The organism is Novosphingobium tardum (assembly GCF_042652045.1).
Taxonomy (GTDB): domain Bacteria; phylum Pseudomonadota; class Alphaproteobacteria; order Sphingomonadales; family Sphingomonadaceae; genus Novosphingobium; species Novosphingobium tardum.
In genome coordinates, this window is sequence record NZ_JBHSDR010000003.1 from 44733 (window position 1) to 68157 (window position 23425).

Here is a 23425-nt window from a genome sequence, read left to right on the forward strand (position 1 = left end):
GGGCACGAGGCCCCCATTACGCCGCGTTGCGGCGGTAATTCCTACTTGGCCAGTTCGACCTGCTCGAAGTCGAGCTCGACCGGCGTGGCACGACCGAAGATCGATACCGACACCTTGACCCGGTTCTTGTCGAAATCAAGTTCCTCGACCAGCCCGTTGAAGCTGGCGAAGGGACCGTCGAGAACCTTGACCGAATCGCCGATCTCGTAATCGACCGAAACCTTCTGGCGCGGCTGGGCGGCGGCCTGTTCGCGCGCGCCGAAGTAACGCGCGGCCTCACCCTCGCTGATCGGCTGCGGCTTGCCGTTGGGGCCGAGGAAGCCAGTGACCTTCGGCGTGTTCTTCACGAGGTGATAAACGTCATCGTTCAGCGCGAGCTTGGCCAGGACGTAGCCCGGCATGAACTTGCGCTCGACCTGCACCTTCTTGCCGCGCTTGACCTCGGTGACCGTCTCGGTCGGCACTTCGACCGCCTCGACGAGCTGGGCCAGACCCATCCGCTCGGCTTCCGAGAGAATCGATTCGCGGACCTTGTTCTCGAACCCGGAATAGGCGTGGATGATGTACCAGCGAGCCATGATTACCCTTGTCTGTCCTGAAACCGCGAGGCCGGTCAGGCGAGCGTGAGAAGCTGGCGAACAACCCAGCCGAACAGCGTGTCGATGCCCAGGAAGAACACCGCGAGGATCACCATCATGATCCCCACCATTACGGCGGTGACCACGGTTTCCTGCCGCGACGGCCAGACGACCTTGCGCGCTTCGGCCTGGACCTGGCGCATGAATTCACCGGGACTGGTCTTGGCCATGCCTGCCTGCTTCCACCTGCAAAAAACGAAAACGAATATAGTCCTGCGCGCCGCCGGGAACAACGCCGCCCCGGCGGTGGCCGGGGGGAAGCGTGATTTCCGATGTCGGAAGACAAGGCGCCCTTAGCCGCACCGCGCGCGCAAGGCAAGCGCACGGGCTTGGGCGCGCGCCTCAATCCCCCGGGTGCAGCGTCCACACCTGATCGTAATCGACCGTCGAAGGGACCGTCCGTCCCGCGGCATCGCGCGCCGGCCGGAAGCGGAACCGCTGGAGCACCAGCTGGCAGGTCGTTTCGTCAAGCTGCGCGTTTCCGCTCGAACGGGTGACCCGGCACGACCGGACGCGGCCATCGGTGCCGATCGCAAGCGTCGTCTGCGTCGTGCCCCCCGCCTGCGCCTGGCGTGCGGCGAGCGGATAGTCGCGGTCCTTGATCCGACCACCGACCCAGTCGGGATCGCTGCCTCCGCCACCCGTCCCGTCGCCCTCGCCGCCCGAGCCCGTACCGTTGCCATAGCCGCCCGCACCGGTGCCCGGGCCCGTAACGGGTGCGGCCCCTTGGGTTGTCTGGGATCCAGTACCCGGTTTCGGCGCGGTCGGCAGCGGCGGGGGAGTGAATCTCGCCACGGGCGGCGCGAAGACCTGCGCGGCCTTGCTGCGGATGTTAGGCGGCGAAGCCTTGCCGGACGCCTCGCTCGATACTCGCGGCTGTGGCGGCGGGATCGGAGCAGGAGGCGGCGGCACGGGCGGGCGAGATAACGCCACCGATACCAACGCCTGAGTTCGCGTGACCACGCCGTTCGCGGAAAGCCCGAAGACGAGAAGCCAGGCAAGTCCAAGATTGATCAGTATCGCCGCAAACGCGGGACCGAGCCGGGCAAGAGGACTTTTCTGGGCGAGGGAACGGTACATCGTCTTCCGTTAGTCAGACGAAAGCGCCGCCGTCCACGGATCGCGGACGACGGCGCATTATTCAATCGTTTCCGCTCAAGCGTCGACGAAGAGCTTAGCGGCGGTAATACCGGACACAGCGCTTGTGCGCCGTGAGCGAGCGGTCGATCGCCCGGCCCGCGAGAGCGCCGCCCGCTGCACCCGCTACCGCACCGACGATACCGTGGCCGATCACCTTGCTGCCCACGACCGCACCGCCGACGCCGCCGACGACGAGGCCCGTGGTGCCCTTCGAATAGCGGCAGCGCTTGTAGTGCGCGGTGCTGGAATAGTGGCGCGTGCTGGCGACCGCGGTGTCACCCGGAAGCGGCAGCGAGGCCGCCACGGGGACCGCAAGGGCCATGGCGCTGAGAGACATGATGAAATTGCGCATGTTGAATTCCTTGCCATGTTTACGAGAAAATCGGGTCGCTAGGGGGAACGTGCAGCACTGGGTTTGGTTGCATGTCGGGTGCCTGACGGCCTCGTTGTGCAACGTTCATCCAAGCGTCGCGCGGCTGTGACCGAAAGCATTGCAAGGTCCGCTGGGCACGTTAGCATGTTCGAAAATGCTGCTAAGGCATCATTCAGCGAGGGGTCGCCATTATCTTTGCGCCGTATGCCATCGAAGGCAGCGCGCGCGTGGCATTCCGGGAGTTTCGCCATGAGCAAGAATTCGATCTTTGCCGCCGCCCTTCTGCTAGCGGGCAGCGCATTGGCGGCGCCCGTCGCACTGGCGCAAAGCGCCCCGGCCGACGAGCAGACCAGCCAGGATCTGGTATGCCAGCTGTCGGGCCAGTGCCCGACCGAAGCTCCAGTCGATGAGGCGGCACCTGGACCGGGCGATACTGCCGCCCCCGCCGTGAAGAGCGGTGCGCGCATCTCGGCCACGCGCGGCTTCAAAATTGCGCGTCACGCCGATCCTGCTCCGGCCGCGGCTGTTGTTGCAGCTACGCCTGCCCCGGCCAAGGCCAGGATTGCCGGCCAGCCGACCAAGCGCCCGATTGCCAGCACCGCGCCGGGCCGCAAGCCCGCGCCTGCCCCAGTCATCCGCACGATGGCGCCCGGCCGCGCCGATCTGCGCGTCAGCTTCCTCACGGGATCCGCCGAGCTGAGCGAGCCCGGCCAGCGCGAGGCGATCAAGTTCGTCGAGGCGCTGAAGTCTCCCCTGCTCAAGGGCATGCGCTTCAGCATCGAAGGCCACACCGACGCGGTCGGCACTCGCGAATCGAACCTCGACTTGTCAAAGCGCCGCGCTCAGGCCGTGGTCGACTACCTCGTCGGCAAGGGCGCGGACCGTGCCCGCTTCGATGTCCGCGGTTATGGTTTCGATCGTCCGCTGGAGGGAACCAGCGCCGCTTCGGCCGCGAACCGCCGCGTCGAGGTGGTCCGGATCAAGTAACGCCCGCCTCGTTCGAATTGGTGCTGCCGTGAACCGGCGGGGTCGTATTCTCGGCTGAAAGCCGCGATCATCGGCAAAACATCGGCTCGCCATCATGGCTATCGCCATGAAGCGGGCCGATCCTTCCTCCTGATTTCGATCAGGAGTGAAAACAATGCTTCGCCATCAATACCATCGCCCTCCGGCACTCGGCGGCGCGGCTTGCGCTTTGGCCCTCGTCCTTGCCGCCTGTGGCGGCGGAGGGGCGAGTTCCGGAGGGGGGCCTGTGATCATGGGGCCCGGACCGTCGCCATCTCCTTCTCCATCTCCTTCGGGCACGCCGACTCCTTCGAGCAGCGGCGCCACCGACCGGATCATCGGGAGCGTTTCGACTTCACAGACATTCGCGGCAGAAGGTCGCTATCCGCTCACGGACGGAGGCCTGACCGTGAGCTACGAGGCGTCGACCGGACATTATCTGGTTACCTATCCCGGCAACACGACGCCGCAGCCGCTTGTTCGCGATCCGAGCGTGTCCGGACAGGATCCGTGGTCGAGTTTCGTTGTCGCGGACAACAACGTGTTCGTCCTGACCCGCGCGTCATTCGCGTCGGCCAATCCGACCACGAAGTACATGTACTCGAACCTGGCGACCTGGGGCTTCCGGCAATCAACCGGGGGAGGAAGCACCGCCTTCGGGATCGCGACGCCGCAAGCCGGCGTGCCGCTCACCGGCAAAGTCACCTACACAGGATTTCTCGAAGGGATCACGACCGAAAAGTATCGGTCCGACGGCGCGGACTACAACGCTTCGCTGAAGGGAACCGTGACGGTCACATTCGATTTCGACGCAAAGTCGGCGGAGATTTCATACTCGCCGCAACTGGGGCTTGCCGATTACCGCCCGTTGGCGCCAGTCGATCGCCTCAGCCTTGTCTACTCCACCGGGATTCCCGCATTTTATCAATCCGGCCAGGGACTAGACTACCCGATCAGCGGCCGCTTTACCGGACCGGGCGCTGAAGAGCTGATCGGCGGGCTGCGGTTCACCTATGCCTCGCCGATCGACGGGAGCCAGCAGACAGCCGGAGGGGCATTCATCGCCAAGCGTAACTAGGCGCCCAGAAGGCAGCCTTGCCGACCATGTCGGCCCGTTTCCGGTAGGGAAAGACTGGCAGGAGTGGAGGGACTCGAACCCACGGCCCTCGGTTTTGGAGACCGATGCTCTACCAACTGAGCTACACTCCTGCAGCGGCAGCGGCCTCTACAGGGGCCGCGACCGGATGACAACCGCCCTTTGCCCCTCGACGGCGGCTGACAAGGCCGCGTCGGGCGGGCAAGGTGGCATTTGCGATGCACGCCACGTCCACACCTGAACCGATCGATCCCAACCTGCTGCTGCGAGCCTACGGGCACGGCATCTTTCCTATGTCGGACGGACGCGACGATCCCGAGATTTTCTGGGTCGAGCCCAATCTGCGGGCGATCCTGCCGCTCGACGGGCTCAGGCTCTCGCGGTCGCTAGCACGGACGCTCCGGCGCGGGCGCTTCGAGGTGACCTGCAACACCGCTTTCGACGCCGTGATCGCGGCCTGCGCGGATGTGGCGCCGGACCGCAGCGACACTTGGATCAGTCGCCGGATCGCCGCGAGCTATCACCTGCTTCATGCCCGGGGCGCGGCGCATTCGATCGAATGCTGGCAGGGCGGTGAGCTGGTCGGAGGACTCTATGGTGTGGGGTTCGGCCGCGTCTTCTGCGGCGAGAGCATGTTCAGCCGGGTGCCCGACGCATCGAAGGTCGCGCTTGTCTGGCTGGTCGCCGCGCTGCGCCGCGCCGGCGCGGAATTGCTCGATTGCCAGTTCATGACCAGCCATCTCGCCTCGCTGGGCGCGGTGGAGATCACGCAGGCGCAGTATCTCGCGCTGCTGCGCGACGCTCAGCGACCGGTGGGGTTGCCGTCCGTCCGTGCAGCGTCGGCTGAGGCCGCGGGCGACGGCGCAGGAGATGGAAGCGCCGAAGGCGACGGCGCGGGCGTTGGCGTCGCTGACTTGCCGGCCGGCTTTGCGGCGCTGCTTGCCGACGCTGCTGCGGCGGGCTTCGCTTCCTCGCCCGGGAAGTTCATCGCGCAGGCCTTGACCCAGACATCGTAAACCGGGTGCTGCACGACGTTGAGCGCCGGCGCGTTCTTGAACAACCAGCCGGAAAAGACCTTGTGCCAGGCCAGCCGCTCGCGAACCGTGGCGCGCTCTTCGACAAATACCTGAACGAACGCCCCCGTCTCCGGCGGATCTTCCCACGGCGCGGTGCGCTCGCACGCGGAAAGTTTCACGATCACGTTGTCGATCCGCTTCGACTCGCCGGGACGAAGGGTGATGGCCTGCGACAGGTTGTTGCGCTTGTTGAGCAGGCCCAGCGTGGCCACACGCTCGGCCATCGGCGTGACCTTGCCGTGCTGCAGATCGGTCGCGGCAGCGCCGCCGGTGGCAACGGTCGTCGTCGACGGACGCGGCGACGGCGTGGTCTTCACCTCATCGGGGAGCGCTGGCTCCTTGTTGCATCCGGCGACCGCCAGTGATGCGGCGGCGACAAGGGCAAGGCCGGCATACGCCGCCGCGCGATCAGTCACCGGGAGTCCACGCTTCGTAGTCGCCCGTCGCGGCAGCGCGCTTGCCGCCTCGCTCCAGCGCGCCTTGCGGACGATAGGCATTGAGGGTGCCGGTCGCGTTGGGAGTGTAGTCCGCTTCCCAGATCCGGGCCGGCGGAAGGAAGCTCTCGGGCACGCCGTCGCCATTGCCGTGCAGCCAGCCGTGCCATTCCGCGGGAACGCGGCTGGCGTCGTTAGCACCTTCGTAAATGACCCAGCGCCGTTCGGACTGGCCGGGCTTGGCTGCCTTGCGGAAGTAGCGATTCCCTTGCGCGTCGGTGCCCACCTGCTCGCCGTTGAGCTTGCTGAACAGCATCGTGCCGGGCGTTGCCCCGTCCCACCAGGTGAAGATTTTCGAGAAGATGCCCATCGCGGCCTGTCTTGTATCGGAGAACTTGCCCGTTAGGCGATCACGACCCCGCCACGCAAGCCGCCATGCGCCCTACCAGGCGACCGCATCACCCGGCTTGATGCCCAGTTGCGCGGCGCGGCCGCCATTCAGTTCGAGAACCGCGCTTACCACGCCCGCCGAATTGACCGGGGTGAGCGAGTAGGGAACGGCATTGGCGGCGATGTTGAGGATGCGGCGATCCTTGCCGATGAATATGATGTCGAGCGGGATCACCGTGTTTTTCATCCAGAAACTGGCCGGCTGGTTGAAATCGCGGATGAAGATCATTCCCTCGTCTGCGCCCATCGCGGTTCGGAACATGAGGCCGTAGTCCTGCTGCTCTTCGCTCCGCGCCACTTCGACGCGGAAGTCATGGCGGCCGCCAGCGGCGGTGATCGAAAGTGGAATGACCTCCAGCCCCGAGATCGGGTGGCGTGCCGGCGAAACGGGCGCCTGCGCCTGCTGCTGGCCGGCGTCGCTCGCCATCGGAGAGCACCCGCCCAGCATGGCTGCAGCCAATGCGAGCGCAGCAGGGATGCGAAAGGCGGCTTGCCTAGACCTGGTCATCGTCGTCACACTCCTCGACCCAGCTAAGGGCCTCTTCCTCACTTGCGGCATTCAGCAATTCTCGTGCGATGTCGAGAGGATGGCCTGCGCGCAGCATCGCAGCGAGCTGTTTCTGGCGCTGCTCGCGCGAGGCGAGTTCCCCTTTCGCAAACGGGCCGAATCCCTTTTTCCGCAGCAGCGCGAGCGCCGCCTCGCGGGCCGCTCGCTGGCTGTGCCGGGCACCTTGCCGGTCTTCATCGCCGATCCCCGCGCCGCGCAGCGCCTGCTCGATCCTGCGCTCGCCATATCCGCGCCGCAGGAGCGATCCCGTTCGCGCGCGGGCAAAAGCGGCATCATCGACATAGCCTGCCGCGACAAACCGGGCGACAAGCGCACAGACGTCGGGCGGTTGTGAACCCTCGTCCTGCCCGGTCCAGCCCCGTTCGCGCAGCTTGCGCCGGCAATAATCGCCCAGCTTCGCCGCGCTGGTGGCGAAGCGGGCGACGTATGCCAGCGCCAGTTCGTCGAGCCGCGCCGCGTCGAGCGGACGCGGTGCGCGGCGTTCGCGGGTACGGCGGGGGGACTGGGAGGGCGGAGCCATGCGCCTTATTGGTGCCACACTCGCCCGCGAATGAGAACGCCCGCCAACCGCGCCGGCCGAATGGTGCGGCGGGCAAGTCATGTTTCATTCAAGCCGCTCCCGCAAAAAGCGACGGGACAGGTGAACAAACAACGGGTTATCGCGACTATGGCCGATCTCGACATTGCCGAGCGACCGACCGGTGCGGCGCTTGTGCCCACCCCGAACGACGATGCGCTGCCGCGCCGGTTCGCCGATTTCGCCACTTTCGGCGAAGCGCTGGACTATGCCGCAAGCGGCGAGCGCGGGCTGAACTTCCACGATCCGCGCGGCAATCTCGTGCGGGCCTATCCGTTTTCCGAACTGCGCAACGACGCCCTTGCGGCAGCGCAACGCTTCGTCGCGCGCGGTGTGAAGCCGGGCGACAGGATCGCCATGATCGCCGAGACGGGCACGGAATTCGCTGCCCTGTTCTGCGGCGCAATCTATGCCGGCGCGTGGCCGGTGCCGCTGCCGCTTCCGACCAGCTTCGGAGGCAAGGAAAACTACATCGACCAATTGGCGGTGCAGCTTGCCAGCAGCGATCCCTCGCTTCTGCTCTACCCGGCCCAGATCGGCGAGATGGCCGGCGCCGCCGCCGCGCGCAATGGGGTCGAAGGGCTGGCGTGGAAGGATTTCTACGCGGTAGCCCCGGTTTCGCACCCCCTGCCCGAGCAGGATCCGGACGCGATCTGCTATCTCCAGTATTCCAGCGGATCCACACGCTTTCCGCACGGCGTCGCCGTGACGCACCGTGCGCTCCTCAACAACCTGGCGGGGCACAGCCACGGGATGGAAGTGCGCGACGGCGACCGCTGCGTCAGCTGGCTGCCGTGGTACCACGACATGGGCCTCGTCGGCTGCTTCCTGTCGCCGATCGCCAACCAGGTTTCGACCGATTATCTCAAGACTGAGGACTTCGCCCGCCGCCCCCTCGCTTGGCTCGACCTGATCAGCCGCAACGAGGGAACGACGCTTAGCTACTCACCCACTTTCGGCTATGACATCTGCGCCCGCAGGATTTCCAGCCAGAGCCACGTTGCCGACCGATTCGACCTGTCGCGGTGGCGCGTCGCCGGAAACGGCGCCGACATGATCCGCCCCGACGTGATGCAGAGCTTCGTCAACGCATTTGCCGATGCCGGGTTCAAAGCCAGCGCCTTCCTCCCCAGCTACGGGCTTGCCGAAGCGACGCTGGCAGTCACCGTGATGCCTCCTGGCGAAGGCATCCGCGTGGAACTGGTGGCCGAGGAACGGCTTTCGGGCACCCCGCGCGATCTTTCCCGCCCGGCGCGCTATCGCGCGATCGTGAACTGCGGCAAGCCCGTGCTCGACATGGAAATCGAGATCCGCGGAGAGCATGGCGCGCCGCTAGCCGACCATCATATCGGCAAGGTCTGGTGTCGCGGCCCCAGCGTGATGCACAGCTATTATCGCGATCCGGAATCGACCGCCGCTGCGCTCGTGGATGGCTGGCTCGACACCGGTGACATGGGCTACCTCGTCGACGATTACCTGTTCATCGTCGGCCGGGCGAAGGACATGATCATCATCAACGGCAAGAACCACTGGCCGCAGGATATCGAGTGGGCGGTCGAGCAGCTTCCCGGCTTCCACCAGGGTGATATTGCCGCGTTCGCGGTTGAAACCGCCAACGGCGAGGAAGCTCCCGCGGTGCTCGTTCACTGCCGGGTCAGCGATCCCGAGGAACGCATCCGCCTTCGCGACCAGATTCGTGACAAGGTTCGCTCGATCACCGGCATGAACTGCGTCGTCGAACTGGTTCCGCCGCGCAGCCTGCCGCGCACCAGTTCGGGCAAGCTCAGCCGGGCCAAGGCGCGCAACCTTTATCTATCGGGCGAGATCCAGCCCTATCGTCTGGCGGCCTGACTCACATCGAGCGAACTTTTGCGCCGGATTGGAACCGCACGCGCTTGACGTCATGACGGCGCCATGATCCCATTCCGCAAAAGCGGGGGATGGGGCGATGGGTCATCAAGTCAGGCAGGAAAGGTGGAATACCGGCCCGCGCACGGAAACGTTCGGCGTGCTTGTCGGCTGGACTCACTCTCCCACACCTCACGGCATCAGCCTCAAGCTGCAAAGCACGGAATCCCAGCAGCAACTCGACCGCAACGAAGTCGATGAGCGGCACTTCCTGCTGACCCGCAATCAGGCCCTGTTGGTTGCGCGATACCTGCTGGAAGCGACCGGGCAATCGCTCGAGCAGGATAGCGCCGTGCGCGGCTGGCGCCGGTGGCTGAGCCGGCGGCGCCACTGAGGCGCAGGCTAAGCGGCCGGCTCGAACCTTATCTCGCGGCGAGCCGCATCGGCGGCGGCGAGGCGCACTTCGATCCGGTCCCCGGGAATGGCGCCCGGAGCCGCGACCCGTGCCACCACGGCGAGATCGGCGAGCTGGATCCGTGCCCCGCGCTCGTCGAGGTCGGTGACGATCGCTGAAAACCTCTCTCCTTCCCGACCGCCGAGCATGACAGCCTCGGCCAGATCGACGACCGCTCGGTCGATCTGGCCCTCGCGGGCATCGGCCTTGGCCATTATTTGGGGGAGCTTCTCGAAAGCTGCGGAAACCCCGCCGGGCACCGGCCGGCCGTTTGCGACCTCGAGCGCGGCGCGCGCGACATAGCGGTCGGCCAGCCGCCGCAATGGTGCGGTGGCGTGGGCATAAGTTCCTGCCATCGCCGCGTGCCACGGCACAACCCCCGGGTGGTAGGGCGTGTAGCGGGCGCCTTCGCCGGCACGCCGGATTTCCAGCATCAGAGCCGCGGCGCGCGTATCCGCAGGGTCCAGGCGGGCCTCGAACTGCGCCAGGGTCATCTCGCGCGGCCACGCCAGGCCGAGACCAGCCGCGCTGTGCCGCAACCGGGCAACCGCCTGGGCATCGGGTTCGGCCATGACCCGAAAGAGCCCGGTGCGATGTTCGAGCAATGCCTCGGCCACGGCGAGGTTCGTGGCCAGCGACATTGCCGCGTTGCCTTCCTCGGCGGGAAAGCGCTGGCGAAAGCCGAGGACGTGCCCGCCATCGGGCAGCGCGACCACCTCCTGTTCCGGCGGATCGACACGGGCGGCGCCGCGACGAAGCTCGGCGTCGCGGATGCGTCTTGCGAAGGAATCGAACAGCGGCGGAAGATCGCCCGGCTTCAACGTCTCGTAGCCCAATTTCGCGCGACTGCGGATGATCGCGCGCTCCACCCCGTCAAGCCTTGCGCCTCCATCGGGCGCCACGCGCACCACAAAGATCACCGCCGGACGGGGGCCGTCGGGGAGGAGGCTGGCCGCCCCTTCGCTCAGGATCGTGGGATAAAGCGGCGCCTTGCCATCGGGCAGGTAGAAGCTCGTTCCCCGCTTCCACGCCTCGATGTCGAGTGCATCGCCATCGTCGACGAACCATGCGACGTCGGCGATGGCATAGCGAAGAATGAGGTCAGCCCCTGCTTCCTCGATCAGAAAAGCCTGATCGAGATCGGTCGACTGCGCTGGATCGAGCGTCCTGAAGTCCAGCGCCGTCCGGTCCGCGTGGCTGGTTGGGGTCCGCCGGATTGCCGCCTCGGCCGCCGCAATCACCTGCGGCGGAAAGTCCTGTGTCACGTCGTACTGGGTGCGGATCGCCTGGAGGCCGCGGTCGAGCGCATGGTCGGGGTCGGTAATGGCTTTCATCGTCGTCCTGCTACACCCGCAACGAGCGCCGCGCCAAGCGAAGTGGAATGTCGCCCGTAGCTTGCATGACGTGTCTTATTTGACTAACACACTTGCCGAAGAACGCCCGGCGTTCCATCTAGGACGCCGGATATTCGCGCGAGGGATCAAGACGACCATGGCCAGCACTCCGAACCAGACGGCGACCGCAACTGATCTCAAGCTGACGCCGCCTGACCCCGTGCCGGTGGTAGCGCCCGAGCAGGCCGTGGGCCTCGTTCCCGTGGCGGACGAAAACAAATCCAAGCTCGAGGCCAAGGTCGATGCCTTTGTCGCCGATCTTGTGGCGCAGGACGCGGCCAGCCCGGAATTCGGCAAGCGGGTCGATCAGCTCACCAACATGGGGCGCAAGGAGATCGCCACGGCGGCTTCGATGTCGAACCGCTTTCTGGATCGGCCGATCCGGGCGATGGACAAGGACACTGGCGTCGGCACCGACCTTGCCGAGCTGCGCCGCACGGTCGAGGAACTGGATCCCGGCCGTCAGGGCAAGCTTTCATCGGGCCGAAAGATCCTCGGCATCATTCCGTTTGGCAACAAGCTGAAGAACTACTTCGACAGCTACACCAGCGCCCAGGGACACATCTCGTCGATCCTCGCCCGTCTCGCCTCCGGCAAGGACGAATTGCTGATGGATAACGCGGCGATCGACGTCGAGCGGCAGAACCTGTGGGCGGCGATGGGCAACCTCGAGCAGATGATCCACATCAGCCGGACGCTCGATACCAAGCTTGAAGATACCGCCAACGATCTCGACGCGACCGACCCCGCCAAGGCCAAGGCGATACGCGAAAGTGCGCTCTTCTATGTCCGGCAGCGCACGCAGGATCTCCTCACCCAGATGGCGGTGACGGTGCAGGGCTATCTGGCGCTGGACCTGGTGAAGAAGAACAACGTGGAACTGGTGAAGGGCGTCGACCGCGCCAGCACGACCACGGTCGGCGCACTGCGCACGGCGGTGACCGTCGCCCAGGCAATGACCAACCAGCGCCTTGTCCTGCAGCAGATTACCGCGCTTAACACCACCACCGCGGGGATCATCGATTCCACCGGCAAGCTGCTGCGCGAACAGACCGGCAAGATCCACGAGCAGGCGGCAGCCAGCACGATCCCGCTGGAAACGCTTCAGCGCGCCTTCCAGAACATCTACGACACGATGGACAACATCGACACGTTCAAGCTCAAGGCGCTCGACGCGATGAAGCAGACGGTCGACACGCTTTCGGGCGAGGTCGAGAAATCGCGCGGCTACATCGCGCGGGCCGAAGGCGGCGCGCAAGCGAAGCTGACGCAGGACGCGCCCTCGCTGTTGAGCCTTGAAGGCTGACGATGCCTTCGTCCCCCGCCCATTCCAGCGACGTAATCCTGCGCGATGCGCGCGCGTCGCTGACCCGCCAGCGCGAAGGCGGACGCCGTTCGATCGGGCAACGGTCGGCTGAACTCAAGAATCGCCATCGCGCAGGCAAGATCACCCGTATCGCGATCGCGATCGCTGGCATCGTCGTTGCCGCGATGATCGCGGGCACGATCATCGGCGGCATCGGAATCGAAGGCCTGTTCTACGCCGTCCTCATGGGCATTGTCGCTGTCACCGTGTTGGGCCGCTATCCCAAGATGAAGGTGCCGGATCGTTCGGTCCTGGGCCAGGGAGACGTGCGAACGATGGTTGGTCGGACCGAACTTTGGCTAGAGGCGCAGCGCCCCGCGCTTCCCGCGCCGGCGGTGAAGCTGATCGACACCATCGGCTTACAGCTCGATGCGCTGGGCCTACAGCTCGAAGGGCTCGACCAGAACCAGCCGGCGGCACTCGAGGTGCGCAAGCTGGTGGGTGAGCATCTTCCCGAGATGGTGTCGAGCTATCGCCGGATCCCGGCCCACTTGCGTGGCGAGGCCCGCGGAGGACGGACCCCCGACGAGCAACTGGCCGACGGCCTCGGCAAAATCAGCGCCGAGATCAATCAAGTCACTCGCCAGCTCGCCGCCGGCGATATCGACAACCTGGCGATCCGCGGGCGTTACCTCGATTATCGCTACGGCGAGGCGGCGGGGTTGAGCGGACCGGGGCAGGAGCCAGGCTGATGCGCATCGCGATACCTCACACGCTGGGCAAGAACGAGGTCCGCCGCCGGCTCAAGGCGCGCAGCGGCGAAATTGCCGGGTTCATCCCCGGCGGCATGGCCGACGTGCGGACCGAATGGCCTTCAGATGACCGGATGACGATGGCGATCTCCGCAATGGGGCAGAAGATGGGCGCCCAGATCGACGTCGAAGAGACGCAACTCGTCTTCGTGGTCGATCTTCCCCCGGCCCTTTCGTTCGTCGAGCCGATGGTTGCCGCCGCGATCCGCGAGAAGGGCATGAAGCTTCTAAAATAGTGGATCGTCAGCCAAGATGCCGCGGGAACAATATCCCGCCTGATGATTTTTAGGGTCGCGGCGAACTGCATGGACAATGGGCAGTCGGTTTGATCGCGAATGCGGGGGCATTGCCGACAAAGCGATTGCGCCCGATGTTATTCATCTTCCGACGCAGGACCGCCGAGTTGACCCCGGAAATCATCGACCTTCCTGCCCGCGATAGCGGGCGCGCTGCTGCCGCAATGCCCACGATCAGAAACCTGCTGCGCGACGAGACCCGTTATGCGCATGAAGCACTCGATCGGAGCCTCGCGGGGTTCGAACTTGCCGATCCGCATTCCTATGCCGCGTTCCTTCGCTTTCACGCGCGCGCCCGTACTGGGGTCGAGCGCTGGCTCGATGCCGTAGCCCCGGAAGGCAGTGCGCCGCCGTCCCAGGTCGCGCTGATCGCCAGCGACCTTGGCGCGCTGGACGCGGGAACCCTTCCCTCCGGTCCCGACTTCGCCCCTTCGCCCGCCGCTGACTGGCTCGGCGTGGCTTATGTCGTAGCCGGTTCGCATCTTGGGAACCGCTTCCTGCTGGCCGGGGCCGAGAACGCTATTCCTGCGGGCGCGCGCCGGTTTCTGGGTGGGGAGACGATGAATCCCTACTGGAAGGCGCTGCAACAGCCGCTCGGCGCCAAAGCAACGGCCGTTGATGCCAGAGGCATTGTCGCCGGCGCGCTGGCGGCATTTGCCCATTTCGCGAAGTGTGCTCCGGAATTCGCCGCGGCCGGACGGCCTGCCGCCGCATGAGCGAGGTTAGTTCCATCCCCGCGGTCGACCTGAGCAGCTGCGCCGCCGAACCGATCCACATTCCGGGACGCATCCAGAGCTTCGGCGCGCTGATCGCGGTAGGCGCCGACTGGATGGTCACGCACCGGTCGGCAAACTTCGGCGCCTTCCTGGGGCTTTCCCGGCAGCCCGAGCCGGGCGAATCGATCGCGCTGACCGTCGGGCCCGAACTCCTCGCCACTCTGCGCCATCGCCTGTCGCTGATGCAGGGGAGCGACGCGATCGAGCGTATCTTCGGCGTAAGCGTAACTCCCGGAGGCCCTTTATTCGACATCGCGCTTCACGCGTCGGGCAAGAACTTCGTCTTCGAGTTCGAGCGTCACACCGATGTCGCGCCCGAGCATTACCTTTCGCTGTTGCGGCCGATGATGGCTCGGCTCGAACAGGAGCGGTCTCCGCTCAAGCTGTGCGAGGCCGCGGCACGACAGATGCGCACCCTGCTCGGCTTCGATCGGGTGATGGTCTACCGCTTTCATCCCGACGACAGTGGCGAAGTGTTCGCCGAAGCCCGGGATGCCCGCCTCGAATCATTCCTGCACTTGCGCTATCCCGCAAGCGACATCCCTCCGCAGGCACGGGCGCTGTACTTGCGCAACCTGTTGCGGATCATCAGTGACGTCGACGACGATGTGGTGCCGATCGAGCCGGTAACCAGCCCCTCGGGCGCGCCGCTCGACCTCAGCCAGAGCACGCTCCGCGCGGTTTCACCGATCCACCTCGAATATCTGCGCAACATGGGCGTCGATGCTTCCCTGTCGATCTCGATCATTGTCGACGGGAAGCTGTGGGGCCTTTTCGCCTGCCACCACTATTCGCCGCGCATCCTGCCGTTCCCGCTGCGTAGCGCGGCCGAACTGTTTTCGATGCTCTTCGCCCAGATGCTCGACAAGCGGTTGACCAGCGAAGCCAGCGGGCAGGCGGATGAGGCGCGAAAGCTGCACGACAAGCTGATGGTCCAGCTCGCCGAGACCAACGGCTTCATCGAAAACTTCGACATGATGGTGCGGTCGATCGCCGATGTCATTCCCTTCGACGGCGCCTGCGCTTTCATCGAGGGACATTATGTGTGCCGCGGCTCATCCCCTACCGAGGAGCAGTTCCGCGACATTATCCCGCTGCTGAACCGCAACACCGCGAGCACCGTCTTCGCCACTGAATCGCTCGGACGGATTTCCGCTTCGGCGGCCAGATTCGCTGATCAGGCAGCCGGGATGCTTGCCATTCCCGTATCGCGTCGCCCTCGCGATTACATCATCCTGTGGCGTCGTGAACTCGTCCAGACCGTTCATTGGGCGGGCAATCCCGAGAAGGCCGTCGAGTACGGTCCGAACGGCGCGCGACTGACGCCGCGCAAGAGCTTCGAGGAGTGGCAGGAGGTCGTTCGCGGCACGAGTGCACCCTGGACTGATGCCGAGCGCAATGCTGCGGAATCTCTGCGGATCACCCTCCTCGAGGTCATCCTGCGCATCGCCGATGTAAACGTCGCCGAACGCGCCCGCGCCCAGGAGCAGCAGGAATTGCTGATCGCAGAGCTCAATCACCGCGTTCGCAACATCCTCAACCTCATTCGCGGGCTGGTCAGCCAGTCGCGCCACGAGGCGATCGACATCGCCAGCTTCACCGATCTCATCGGTGGGCGCATCAATGCGCTGGCGTCGGCTCACGACAACCTCACGCGCCGCCAATGGGCGCCGTCGAGCCTTGTCGAACTGATCGAGGTCGAGGCCCGCGCCTACCTCGCCGGCAAGGCGGATCGCGTCTCAATCACCGGCACGGATGCCATGATCGCGCCGGAAGCTTACACGGTTCTCGCGCTCGTTCTCCACGAGATGATGACCAACGGCGCCAAGTACGGCAGTCTTTGCGACCGTCACGGGCGGGTGCATATTCGCCTGGAGCGCGAAGATGACGGCTCTCTGCGCCTCTCGTGGCGCGAGACCGGTGGCCCACCGGTGAAGCCGCCGCAGCGGCGTGGCTTCGGCTCGACGATCATCGAACGGTCGATACCCTATGAACTGAAGGGGAGTGCACAGATCCGCTACCTTTTGAGCGGCATCGAGGCCGACTTCGTGATTCCCGGAAGGTTCGTCTCGGAAGATCGAACCGCGCCGCCGGCAAGCGACCAGGCGCCTTCCCGAGGCCCGAACACAGGTGACGATGTAGTGATAGACAAGAAGACCTCGGATGCCCCGCCGCAAAGCATCCTGCTGGTCGAGGACAACATGATCATCGCGATCGATACCGAGGAAATGCTCCTTGCGATGGGCGTCGCCGAAGTGAGCATGGCGAGCAGCGTGGACGCCGCGCTGGCGATCGTTGCCAACAACCCACCCGCCTTTGCGGTTCTCGACTACAACCTGGGCGGCGAGAACAGCGAGCCGATTGCCCGCGCGCTACACGAACGCGGCATTCCTTTCGTGTTCGCGACGGGATACGGCGAAGTCAGCGGAATTTCCGATCAGTTCGGGGAAAACGCGCGGATCATGCAGAAGCCATATTCGAAGGACGACCTGGCCGCCGCTATCGGACTCGGCTGAGCTAAGCAAACTACAGCTATGCTTGCGCGGCGGCGATCTTGGGACGGGCCACAAGCGCCTGGCTCCCGGCGCTGAAGGTGGCGCTGGCAAGGGTCGGCGCGATGCCGCATTCGCCGGGGCGGATTGTCGCTCCGCCGACGCGCACCTCTCCCTTGCGCGGGATAATCAGGCACGGGCCGTCGTAACGCGCGACGAGATCGGCATCAGGTGTGCCCTCCACCCGGTGAAGCACGAAATAGCGCCCGTCGGCGAGCTCGACCGTTCCATGGTCGGGAACATGCATCCGAAGCGCCGGATCGTGCGGCTCGCCTTTGGCGACCGCGATTCCCTCATCGAGATGAAGCTCGCGCGGACGGCCATAGTCATAAAGCCGATAGGTGATGTCGGCGTTTTGCTGGACCTCGATCAGGCTTACGCCAGCGCCGATGGCATGGACCGTGTTCGCCGGGATGTAGAAGAAATCGCCCGCCTGTACCGGGTGCCAGACCAGCATGTCCTCGATCGACCCGTCGATCGCCGCGCGACGCATCGCCTCGCGCGATACAATTTCCCTGAAGCCGACGCCCAGCGTGGCACCGGGTTGCGCGTCGATCACGAGCCAGCATTCTTCCTTGCCCCCGCCCCCGCCGGCATCGTCGGCGCCCGCCGCGCGGGCCTGGTCATCGTTCGGATGGACCTGAACCGAAAGCTTTTCGCTGGTGAAGATGTACTTGACCAGGAGCTGCAGCAGTTCGGGCGGTGGTTCGAACCAGATTTCGCCGATGCGTTGTCCTGCGGGTGCCTCGAAGGGGGCCGGCAGCGCGTCACGTCCCCACGGCTTTTCGACCGTCCGGATGGGGAGCCCGGCGCTCATTGATTTACCGCGCCGCCGAGCTTGCCGACGCGCTGGGCGCCGTCGGCGGTCGTCACCAGAACTTCATCGCCATCGACGACGATGATCAGGTCGCTGGCCCCGATGACCGAGACGCGTGGCCCATCGCTGGAAACGAGGACATTCGCGCAATCGACCAGTTCCGCGCGGCCACGCGTTGCATTGCCCGCCTCGTCACGCGGCATTGCGGCGTGGAGCGCCTGCCAGTTGCCGATGTCGGACCAGCCCATGTCGGCCAGGACCATCGCCGCGCGATCGGTATTCTCCATGACCGCATAGTCCACCGACTCGCTATCGATGCGGGCGAAGTCATCGGCATCGGGGTGGAACCTGTGGCCATCCTCGCGCCCGGCGGCGACCGCAGCGCGGGCTGCCGCCGCCATCTGCGGACGGTGCGCCTCCAATTCCGCCAGGAACGTCGCGGCCGCAAAGGCGAAGATGCCGCCGTTCCAGTGGTAGCCGCCTTCGTCGAGGAATGCCTGGGCGCGCGCCGCATCCGGCTTCTCGACGAACCGGTCGATCTTGAAGCCGTCGGGTTCGAGCGCGCTGCCCTGGCGAATGTATCCAAAGCCGGTTTCAGGCGCTGTCGCGGCGATGCCGAACGAAACAAGCCAGCCAGTCTGGGCAAGTCTGGCAGCCGCATGCGCAGATTGCTGGAAGGAATCGCAGTCGGCGATATGGTGGTCGCTCGGGCACACCAGCATGATTGCCTCGGGCGGAAGACGCAGCGCGGCAAGCGCAATCGCGGCCGCAGTATTGCGCGCGCTCGGCTCGACAATGATCCGGGCGTCGCTTCGCGTCGCAAGCTGGGCCTCGACATGTTCCAGATGCGCCGCGCCCGTCACCACCACTGGCGCGGAGAACCCCGCCTCTCGCGCGCAGCGGCCCACGGTGGCCTCGAACAGGGTCTCGTCGCCGACGAGCGGAAGGAAGGGCTTGGGCTTGGTCGCCCGCGAACGGGGCCACAGACGCGTGCCGCTGCCGCCGCACAGGATAACCGGGGTGATCTGGGTCATGGCTCAATCATCGGGGAAGGGAATTCGGAAGGTCTTGGCACCTTAACGCCCCATCACTCCATCAGTGCCAGAATATCCGCCACCGTGGCCGTCGCAAAACCGACCGCGCTGTCGGAGATTCCGTAGGGGATCAGCAGCCGCTCGCCGGTCAACAGCGCGCCGCACGTGTACACCACGTTCGGCACGTAGCCGAAGCGGTCGTTATCCTCGGCAGTGAGCACGGGGCGAACGGTCCGGCCGATGACCTTCGACGGGTCCTTCTTGTCGAGAAGCGCGCAGCCCAGCGAATACTTGCGCATCGCGCCCACGCCGTGCGTGAACAGCAGCCAGCCTTCCTCGATCTCGATCGGGCTTCCGCAGTTGCCGATCTGGATGAACTCCCAGGGATACTTCGGCTCCATCAGCAGCAGTCCGTCGTGATCCCAGGTGTCCACCCTGTCGGACCTGATCAGGTAGAGGTTCTTGCCGTCCTGGCGGCCGACCATCACGAATTCGCCGTCCACCTTGCGCGGGAACAGCGCCATGCCCTTGTTGCGCCCGGCACGGCCCTCGATCGGCTCGAGGATGAAGCTTTTGAAATCGCGCGTTCGCAGCAGTTCCGAACGGATCGAGGAGCCGCTGTATGCGGTGTAGGTTCCGATCCATTCGTAATCGCCGTTGCCGTGATCGAAGCGGACGAGGCGCAGATCCTCGAGGCCGTTGCGCTGCTGCTCGGTGATCGGGAAGATCACGGTGTTGGACAGGTTGCTCTCGGCGTGGCGATGGACCGTGACGGCGCTGTCTTCGTCGACCAGCGTTTCCTCGTTAGTCATCACCGCAGTAGCAAAGGCCCCTTGTGGCCAAAGCGAGAAGCTGCCGTCCTGCTGGGCAATCCCCTCGCGGAACACGATCGAACTGATATGACCTTCGCCCACCGCCCGCAGCGACAGCGCGAAACGACACGCCCCTCCGTGCATTCCGGATTGGTCGGGATGGGGCACGATGCTGGGGTTCATGAGCGCCGCAGCCGCGTACGTGTACTCGTGACAGAAGTACGCACCGATCAGGCGTTTGCGCTCGATCGAATAGCTTGTTCCATCGAGGCCGAGCATGCGCTCAACCTCCCGATAACGCTGCTCGAAGACCTGTTCCGTCTGCCAGTGCCGCTCGGAAAAGTCGTGCAGCACCCGGCGGAACTCGAACTCCACCTCTTCCTCGGTCAGCCCGGCGATATCCTCGACGAGTCGATGCGCACGCGAACCGGGGTCCTGTTCGGCCTGCCAGCTGAGATGGAACGGACGAAGGACTACCCGAGATGGATCGGCGTGAAGGCGTTCATCAAGGATGCGCAAGGTTTTCGGCGACGGATCGCGTTCCAGGTCCAAACCGATCCCCTCTGACGTCTATTTCGCGCGGCGATTCCTTACCCGAACGTTCGAGCGCTGCCAGCGCATAATGCGCAAGATGGAATGCCAAAATCGATTCCGCTCCGCAATTGCGATTAGCTCCGTGGGGCATCAGCCCGTCGCGGCAACGGCCCGAGGCCAGATCGGCTAGGACGGTGCCGCGATCATTCGCGCCGAAGAACCAGGCATAGGCAAGGCGCGCATGCGCAAGCCAGCGGCGATCTCCGGTCGCTGCATGAGCTGCTGCCGATGCGTCTATCGCGGCCCAGGGTTCCAGAGGTTGCTGATCGAACGGCAGCTGGTCGTAGGCCTGGCCGAACCCTTCCGACCCGACCGGCCGGAAATTGCCTGTGGCCGATACTTGACGTTGGGCGATCCAGTCGAGCGTCTCGATCCCGGCCGTTATCCATTCAGCCCGCTCCAGATACATTCCCGCCTCGAGCAAGGCCTGCGGCAAACGGGGATTGTCGTAGGCCAGCACCGCCTCGAACCACGCCCAGTCGGGCCTGCGCCCGGAAGCGAGCAGGTGGCAAAGCAGCATTCCGCCGCGTTCAAGTAGGGCCAAGGCGCCGGCATGGTCAGGTTCACCCTTCAGCCGCGCGCAGCAGCCGAGCATCGCGAACGCGACCGCACGAGGAGAATCGATCCTGTCGAACGAGGTCAGGACATCATCGAAGCAGCCACGCGCCCACTCGCGGATGTCGCTGTCAGGTGCCTTGATCGCGGTTTCGCCCAGCGCCCAGAGCGTCCGCCCATTGCTGTCCTCGGACCCGACATCCTCGCACCACGTCCGGTCGAAGGCCATGAAGTTGCGGAAGGCCCGGCGATCGGGGTTCCACGCATGCTGAACGAACGAAGCATAAGTAACCGCAAGCCGCTTTGCGTGCTCGGGATGCGCGCGCGCCGCGACGTTCGTCAGCATAAGCGCGCGGGCATTGTCATCGATGCAGTAGCCGTGGCGGCGGTCGGGAACGACGCCGATGGCATGCTGATAGATTCCGGTGCTGTCGCTCATCGCGAGTACGGCATCAAAGCCCGGCGCAATGTCGAGCAACCGGGTTCCGGACGTCGCGCGCGCCACCACGCTTTCGATCAGCGCGGCGCCCGCATCGGCGAAACGCGGCCAGATCGTAGTCCTGCCAACAGCGTACGCCCGCTCGCGGGTCGCAGCCAGGAGAGCCGGATCGGAAAGAAGTTCATTGATCGCCGACGCCAGCGCGGGGGGCGATTGGGGCTCGACCAACACGCCAACGCCGTCGTCGTGAAGCTCGACCGCATGAACGTAAGGCGTGGCCACGACCGCCTTACCCAGCGCCACGGCGTAACTCAGCGTTCCTGAGGTCGACTGCTGCAGGTTCGGATAGGGGGTGACGTAGATGTCGCACGCCTCGAGCTGGTCGAGCAGGTCCGGGGTTTCGAGAAACCGATTGTCCCACATCACATGATCGGCGACGCCGAGTTCGTCAGCGAGGGCCTGAAGCCGCTCGCGGTATGCCTCACCCTCGACGGCGACGAGATTGGGATGCGTCGCCCCGACGATGCGGTACACGACATCGGAATGCTCCGCGACGATGGCCGGGAGCGCGGCGATCATGGTTTCCAGGCCCTTGCCGGGTCCCAGCAGGCCGAAAGTCATCAGGACCCGCCGTCCGGCCAGCCCCATGCGCGCCTTGAACTCTTCCTCGCGGCCGAAGGGCCGGTCTGGCGCGCCGTGCGCGATCACCGCGACCCGTTCGGGCGATGCGCCGTAGTGTTCGATCAGCGTATCGCGCGCCTGCCGAGACATGACCATGACCCGAGACGCGCGGCCGACCAGCCGATCGAGGATCGAACGCTGCCGGTCCGACGGGTGCATTAGGACGGTGTGAAGGGTCACGATGAGCGGCGCGGCGACGCGATCGACCAGTTCCAGGATCATCTCGCCGCTCTCGCCGCTGAAGATGCCGTACTCGTGCTGCAGCCACACCGCATCCACGCCTTCGGCGTTCATCGCTTCGGCGGCGCCGATATAGTCTTCGGGCCGGTCCGCACGGATCGTGCCGCGGGTGCGTTCATAGCTCAGCGGCGCGGCAGGATCGTCGACCGCCCAGACGTCCAGCCCGATGTTGGGATGATAGCGTGTAAGCTGCTCGAATATGTCGGTTGTGAAGGTGGCTATTCCGCACTTTCTGGGCGCGAAACCACCGATCAAGGCAACGCGGCGGGGCGTTGCGGTACGCCGTGTAAAGATCGAGACGATGTCGTCCTTGGCAGGCGCGCCGTTTTCGATCGTCAATTCGTTCACTTCACCAGCGATCATACGAGAGGCCTTCGGGAAATCGGAGATTTTCGGGGTCAGAGTTACAAACTCTCCAGCAGACGATTCGGTTCCGTTGTGCAGTGCAACATAAAATGCGCCGCGAGACAAGCGCCTGGGAAAGGCGATTCGCGAAATGGCTCAAACGATGTAATTTTATTGCCGGCCGCGGCGCGCTACGCCTTGTGCGGATGCAACATAGGTTATTGCCACCACCACTGCTTCCACCCGGTAACATCAGTCACCAGATTGCCCTGCGCATCAATTGCGGGGCGGTAGCGGAAGCGCTTTTCGATAAGCGAGCAGGTGATCGCATCGACCTCCGCGTTCCCACTCGACTGGGTCACCCTGCAGTCGCGCACCCTGCCGTCAGTGCCGACTTCGTAGCGGACAATGATGAAGCGCCCATCGCGCTCTTCCATCCCTGAGCGGGGAAAATCCTTCGCCTTGAGTTGACCGGACACCTTTTCCGCTCGCCGCGCGACAATGCCGGCGCCGCCGCCCGAGCCACTTCCTCCCGCGCCCGTGCCGCTGCCAGTTCCTCCGCCTCCCGTACCGATCCCCGAAGCAGCCGCGCCCGAGGTCGAAGCGTTGCCGGTCGACGCGACGGGCGGCGCCGTCACCGCCTTGCGCGGTATCTCGACCTTGGGCTTCGGTGCGACGATTTCCTTCGGCTTGGCCTTCCTCGCGGCCGGCGCGGCAGCACCGGCATCGGGCTGGGCGGCTGGTGAAGGCGGAGGTGGGGGTGGAGCGGGCGGAGGGGGAACCGTCACATCGTAGGCGGCGACCGATCGAAGCGTCTGAATCACCACATCGACGCCGAAGGCATTGATCAGCGCAAAGATGGCCGCGGCATGCAGCACAGCTACGGCGAGGATCACCCAAATCCGCGTGCGTCCGCGTACACCGACGATTGCCTCGCCAGTGTCGGAACTCGTCATTTCGCCGCGACTGATTGCCAATTGCATTGTGCCCGAATGAACGGTCGCACGGGCGGGTTCCCGGACGAGTGACCCGAAAATGCTACCAAATTCGTGGGCAATCGGCTATGCTGCAACCACGCGGGTCGAACGAGAGGGGTTAAGTTCTTTGCCGCCG

23 protein-coding genes, 1 tRNA gene and 1 pseudogene are annotated in these 23425 nt (G+C 65.1%); 10 read left to right on the plus strand and 15 right to left on the minus strand.

What is annotated here, in order from left to right:
* Window positions 1–41 precede the first annotated feature (41 nt).
* From nusG to ACFO0A_RS00305, 4 genes are all read right to left on the minus strand, one after another.
* On the minus strand, window positions 42–578 hold the full coding sequence (gene nusG, locus ACFO0A_RS00290) for a transcription termination/antitermination protein NusG (RefSeq protein ID WP_379536985.1): 537 nt from the start codon (window positions 576–578) through the stop codon (window positions 42–44).
* A 35-nt stretch (window positions 579–613) separates the two neighbouring features.
* A complete protein-coding gene (gene secE / locus ACFO0A_RS00295) occupies window positions 614–808 on the minus strand; it encodes a preprotein translocase subunit SecE (protein WP_379536986.1) in 195 nt (64 codons plus the stop codon).
* Between the two features lie 172 nt (window positions 809–980).
* Entirely contained in the window at window positions 981–1718 is a 738-nt protein-coding gene (locus ACFO0A_RS00300) for a TonB family protein (RefSeq protein ID WP_379536987.1), read from the minus strand.
* 94 nt (window positions 1719–1812) lie between these two features.
* Window positions 1813–2130 carry a hypothetical protein gene (locus ACFO0A_RS00305; protein ID WP_379536988.1) on the minus strand — a complete coding sequence of 106 codons (318 nt, stop codon included), beginning with the start codon at window positions 2128–2130 and terminating at the stop codon, window positions 1813–1815.
* Between the two features lie 270 nt (window positions 2131–2400).
* Between ACFO0A_RS00305 and ACFO0A_RS00310 the strand changes: the two genes are divergently transcribed.
* Window positions 2401–3138: an OmpA family protein gene (locus tag ACFO0A_RS00310; protein ID WP_379536989.1), complete on the plus strand. Its 738-nt coding sequence runs from the start codon at window positions 2401–2403 to the stop codon at window positions 3136–3138.
* Window positions 3139–3292: 154 nt separating this feature from the next.
* Window positions 3293–4234: a hypothetical protein gene (locus tag ACFO0A_RS00315; protein WP_379536990.1), complete on the plus strand. Its 942-nt coding sequence runs from the start codon at window positions 3293–3295 to the stop codon at window positions 4232–4234.
* A 55-nt stretch (window positions 4235–4289) separates the two neighbouring features.
* On the opposite strand, the gene ACFO0A_RS00320 is transcribed toward ACFO0A_RS00315, so the two are convergent.
* Window positions 4290–4365, minus strand: a tRNA-Trp gene (locus ACFO0A_RS00320).
* A 105-nt stretch (window positions 4366–4470) separates the two neighbouring features.
* Between ACFO0A_RS00320 and aat the strand changes: the two genes are divergently transcribed.
* Window positions 4471–5268 (plus strand): leucyl/phenylalanyl-tRNA--protein transferase, encoded by a 798-nt coding sequence (gene aat, locus ACFO0A_RS00325; protein ID WP_379536991.1) that lies wholly within the window; start codon window positions 4471–4473, stop codon window positions 5266–5268.
* 35 nt (window positions 5269–5303) lie between these two features.
* Here the strand turns inward: aat and ACFO0A_RS00330 are convergent.
* The 4 genes and pseudogenes from ACFO0A_RS00330 to ACFO0A_RS00345 all read right to left on the minus strand — a co-directional run.
* Window positions 5304–5825 (minus strand): annotated as a pseudogene (locus ACFO0A_RS00330) (DUF2155 domain-containing protein); the annotation flags it as partial.
* On the minus strand, window positions 5737–6132 hold the full coding sequence (locus tag ACFO0A_RS00335) for an NADH:ubiquinone oxidoreductase subunit NDUFA12 (protein ID WP_379536992.1): 396 nt from the start codon (window positions 6130–6132) through the stop codon (window positions 5737–5739). The pseudogene ACFO0A_RS00330 and the gene ACFO0A_RS00335, both read right to left, overlap by 89 nt.
* Before the next feature lie 72 nt (window positions 6133–6204).
* Complete coding sequence (locus ACFO0A_RS00340) at window positions 6205–6720, minus strand: DUF192 domain-containing protein (protein WP_379536993.1); 516 nt, start codon at window positions 6718–6720, stop codon at window positions 6205–6207.
* Complete coding sequence (locus ACFO0A_RS00345) at window positions 6707–7300, minus strand: regulatory protein RecX (RefSeq protein WP_379536994.1); 594 nt, start codon at window positions 7298–7300, stop codon at window positions 6707–6709. Before ACFO0A_RS00345 ends, ACFO0A_RS00340 begins: the two co-directional genes overlap by 14 nt.
* Before the next feature lie 147 nt (window positions 7301–7447).
* On the opposite strand from ACFO0A_RS00345, the gene ACFO0A_RS00350 reads away from it, so the two are divergent.
* The gene (locus ACFO0A_RS00350) at window positions 7448–9208 is read left to right on the plus strand and encodes a fatty acyl-AMP ligase (RefSeq protein ID WP_379538126.1); all 1761 of its coding nucleotides are present in this window, start codon (window positions 7448–7450) and stop codon (window positions 9206–9208) included.
* 97 nt (window positions 9209–9305) lie between these two features.
* Complete coding sequence (locus ACFO0A_RS00355; RefSeq protein ID WP_379536995.1) at window positions 9306–9599, plus strand: hypothetical protein; 294 nt, start codon at window positions 9306–9308, stop codon at window positions 9597–9599.
* An 8-nt stretch (window positions 9600–9607) separates the two neighbouring features.
* Here the strand turns inward: ACFO0A_RS00355 and ACFO0A_RS00360 are convergent, their stop codons facing one another.
* Window positions 9608–10993 carry an RNB domain-containing ribonuclease gene (locus ACFO0A_RS00360; protein ID WP_379536996.1) on the minus strand — a complete coding sequence of 462 codons (1386 nt, stop codon included), beginning with the start codon at window positions 10991–10993 and terminating at the stop codon, window positions 9608–9610.
* Between the two features lie 157 nt (window positions 10994–11150).
* On the opposite strand from ACFO0A_RS00360, the gene ACFO0A_RS00365 reads away from it, so the two are divergent.
* The 5 genes from ACFO0A_RS00365 (at window position 11151) to ACFO0A_RS00385 (ending at window position 16759) form a co-directional block, all read left to right on the plus strand.
* On the plus strand, window positions 11151–12359 hold the full coding sequence (locus ACFO0A_RS00365; RefSeq protein ID WP_379536997.1) for a toxic anion resistance protein: 1209 nt from the start codon (window positions 11151–11153) through the stop codon (window positions 12357–12359).
* A 2-nt stretch (window positions 12360–12361) separates the two neighbouring features.
* Complete coding sequence (locus tag ACFO0A_RS00370; RefSeq protein WP_379536998.1) at window positions 12362–13111, plus strand: hypothetical protein; 750 nt, start codon at window positions 12362–12364, stop codon at window positions 13109–13111.
* Complete coding sequence (locus ACFO0A_RS00375) at window positions 13111–13407, plus strand: hypothetical protein (protein ID WP_379536999.1); 297 nt, start codon at window positions 13111–13113, stop codon at window positions 13405–13407. The genes ACFO0A_RS00370 and ACFO0A_RS00375 overlap by 1 nt, the downstream gene beginning before the upstream one ends.
* A gap of 134 nt (window positions 13408–13541) precedes the next feature.
* Window positions 13542–14183, plus strand: coding sequence for a biliverdin-producing heme oxygenase (locus ACFO0A_RS00380; protein WP_379537000.1), 642 nt, complete (start codon window positions 13542–13544; stop codon window positions 14181–14183).
* Window positions 14180–16759 carry an HWE histidine kinase domain-containing protein gene (locus tag ACFO0A_RS00385; protein WP_379537001.1) on the plus strand — a complete coding sequence of 860 codons (2580 nt, stop codon included), beginning with the start codon at window positions 14180–14182 and terminating at the stop codon, window positions 16757–16759. Before ACFO0A_RS00380 ends, ACFO0A_RS00385 begins: the two co-directional genes overlap by 4 nt.
* Window positions 16760–16775: 16 nt before the next feature.
* Here ACFO0A_RS00385 and ACFO0A_RS00390 read toward each other — a convergent pair whose 3' ends face one another.
* The 5 genes from ACFO0A_RS00390 to ACFO0A_RS00410 all read right to left on the minus strand — a co-directional run bounded on the left by ACFO0A_RS00390 (window position 16776) and on the right by ACFO0A_RS00410 (window position 23268).
* On the minus strand, window positions 16776–17612 hold the full coding sequence (locus ACFO0A_RS00390; protein WP_379537002.1) for a class I mannose-6-phosphate isomerase: 837 nt from the start codon (window positions 17610–17612) through the stop codon (window positions 16776–16778).
* A complete protein-coding gene (locus ACFO0A_RS00395; protein ID WP_379537003.1) occupies window positions 17609–18646 on the minus strand; it encodes a mannose-1-phosphate guanylyltransferase in 1038 nt (345 codons plus the stop codon). The genes ACFO0A_RS00390 and ACFO0A_RS00395 overlap by 4 nt, the downstream gene beginning before the upstream one ends.
* 53 nt (window positions 18647–18699) lie before the next feature.
* Window positions 18700–19977 carry a glycoside hydrolase family 130 protein gene (locus ACFO0A_RS00400; protein WP_379537004.1) on the minus strand — a complete coding sequence of 426 codons (1278 nt, stop codon included), beginning with the start codon at window positions 19975–19977 and terminating at the stop codon, window positions 18700–18702.
* Window positions 19964–22330, minus strand: coding sequence for a glycosyltransferase family 4 protein (locus tag ACFO0A_RS00405; RefSeq protein WP_379537005.1), 2367 nt, complete (start codon window positions 22328–22330; stop codon window positions 19964–19966). Before ACFO0A_RS00405 ends, ACFO0A_RS00400 begins: the two co-directional genes overlap by 14 nt.
* 200 nt (window positions 22331–22530) lie before the next feature.
* On the minus strand, window positions 22531–23268 hold the full coding sequence (locus ACFO0A_RS00410) for an energy transducer TonB (RefSeq protein ID WP_379537006.1): 738 nt from the start codon (window positions 23266–23268) through the stop codon (window positions 22531–22533).
* Window positions 23269–23425: the final 157 nt, after the last annotated feature.

Coding starts and splice junctions, on each gene's coding strand:
- nusG (WP_379536985.1), bottom strand. CDS start 578: ATGGCTCGCTGGTACATCATCCACGCCTATTCCGGGTTCGAGAACAAG.
- secE (WP_379536986.1), bottom strand. CDS start 808: ATGGCCAAGACCAGTCCCGGTGAATTCATGCGCCAGGTCCAGGCCGAA.
- ACFO0A_RS00300 (WP_379536987.1), bottom strand. CDS start 1,718: ATGTACCGTTCCCTCGCCCAGAAAAGTCCTCTTGCCCGGCTCGGTCCC.
- ACFO0A_RS00305 (WP_379536988.1), bottom strand. CDS start 2,130: ATGCGCAATTTCATCATGTCTCTCAGCGCCATGGCCCTTGCGGTCCCC.
- ACFO0A_RS00310 (WP_379536989.1), top strand. CDS start 2,401: ATGAGCAAGAATTCGATCTTTGCCGCCGCCCTTCTGCTAGCGGGCAGC.
- ACFO0A_RS00315 (WP_379536990.1), top strand. CDS start 3,293: ATGCTTCGCCATCAATACCATCGCCCTCCGGCACTCGGCGGCGCGGCT.
- aat (WP_379536991.1), top strand. CDS start 4,471: ATGCACGCCACGTCCACACCTGAACCGATCGATCCCAACCTGCTGCTG.
- ACFO0A_RS00335 (WP_379536992.1), bottom strand. CDS start 6,132: ATGGGCATCTTCTCGAAAATCTTCACCTGGTGGGACGGGGCAACGCCC.
- ACFO0A_RS00340 (WP_379536993.1), bottom strand. CDS start 6,720: ATGACCAGGTCTAGGCAAGCCGCCTTTCGCATCCCTGCTGCGCTCGCA.
- ACFO0A_RS00345 (WP_379536994.1), bottom strand. CDS start 7,300: ATGGCTCCGCCCTCCCAGTCCCCCCGCCGTACCCGCGAACGCCGCGCA.
- ACFO0A_RS00350 (WP_379538126.1), top strand. CDS start 7,448: ATGGCCGATCTCGACATTGCCGAGCGACCGACCGGTGCGGCGCTTGTG.
- ACFO0A_RS00355 (WP_379536995.1), top strand. CDS start 9,306: ATGGGTCATCAAGTCAGGCAGGAAAGGTGGAATACCGGCCCGCGCACG.
- ACFO0A_RS00360 (WP_379536996.1), bottom strand. CDS start 10,993: ATGAAAGCCATTACCGACCCCGACCATGCGCTCGACCGCGGCCTCCAG.
- ACFO0A_RS00365 (WP_379536997.1), top strand. CDS start 11,151: ATGGCCAGCACTCCGAACCAGACGGCGACCGCAACTGATCTCAAGCTG.
- ACFO0A_RS00370 (WP_379536998.1), top strand. CDS start 12,362: ATGCCTTCGTCCCCCGCCCATTCCAGCGACGTAATCCTGCGCGATGCG.
- ACFO0A_RS00375 (WP_379536999.1), top strand. CDS start 13,111: ATGCGCATCGCGATACCTCACACGCTGGGCAAGAACGAGGTCCGCCGC.
- ACFO0A_RS00380 (WP_379537000.1), top strand. CDS start 13,542: ATGTTATTCATCTTCCGACGCAGGACCGCCGAGTTGACCCCGGAAATC.
- ACFO0A_RS00385 (WP_379537001.1), top strand. CDS start 14,180: ATGAGCGAGGTTAGTTCCATCCCCGCGGTCGACCTGAGCAGCTGCGCC.
- ACFO0A_RS00390 (WP_379537002.1), bottom strand. CDS start 17,612: ATGAGCGCCGGGCTCCCCATCCGGACGGTCGAAAAGCCGTGGGGACGT.
- ACFO0A_RS00395 (WP_379537003.1), bottom strand. CDS start 18,646: ATGACCCAGATCACCCCGGTTATCCTGTGCGGCGGCAGCGGCACGCGT.
- ACFO0A_RS00405 (WP_379537005.1), bottom strand. CDS start 22,330: ATGATCGCTGGTGAAGTGAACGAATTGACGATCGAAAACGGCGCGCCT.
- ACFO0A_RS00410 (WP_379537006.1), bottom strand. CDS start 23,268: ATGACGAGTTCCGACACTGGCGAGGCAATCGTCGGTGTACGCGGACGC.